The sequence below is a fragment of the Neisseria sp. P0021.S007 genome (assembly GCF_051956855.1).
On record NZ_JBQCXA010000686.1, the window covers coordinates 1 to 633 of the forward strand.

A 633-nucleotide genomic window follows, 5' to 3' on the forward strand; every position below is an offset into this window, starting at 1 on the left:
GGGTTGTTGGTGGTGTTGGGTGTGTGTGGGGGGGGGGGGGTGGGTGTTGTGGGGTGGGTGTGGGGTGTGTGGTTTTTTGTGTGGGTTGGGGGGTTTGGGTGGTGTTTGTTTGTTGGTGTTGTTGGTTGGGGGGTTGTTTTGGTGGTGGGGTGTGTTGTTGTTGGGTGTGTTGGTGGGGTGGTTGGTTGGGTTGGTTGTGGTGGTGGTGTTGGGTGTGTTTGGTGGTTTTTTGGTGGTTGTGGGTTGTGTTGTGGGTTTGGTTGGGGGGTTGGGGTTTTGTGTTGGGTTGTGTGGGGTGGTGTGGTTGTGTGTGTTGTTGGTGTGTGGGGGTTTGTTTCTGGTGGGTGTGGGGGTGGGTTGGTTGTTTTGTTTTGGTGTGTTGGGTTTGTTGTGTTCGTGTTTGGTTTTGTCTGGGGTTAGGGTTTGGTTGTTTGGGTTGGTGTGCTTGTTTGTGGGGGTTTGTGTGTTTGTGTTGGTTTTGGTGTTGTTGTTTTTGGTTTTGGGGGTGGGGTTTGGTTGTTGGGTGGTTTTGTTGTTGTGTTGTTTGGGTGTGGTGTTTTTGGTTGTTTTGTTGGTGTGTGTTGTTGTGGGTGGTGGTTGTTGGGTGTGGGGGTGTGCTGTGGGGTTGTTGGT

Annotated in this window: 1 protein-coding gene; it reads left to right on the top strand. The window is 52.1% G+C overall.

The features are described 5' to 3' along the window. Positions 1 to 633 (top strand): hypothetical protein (locus ACTHUR_RS15380; protein ID WP_440399502.1); only part of this gene is annotated, 633 nt, incomplete at both ends.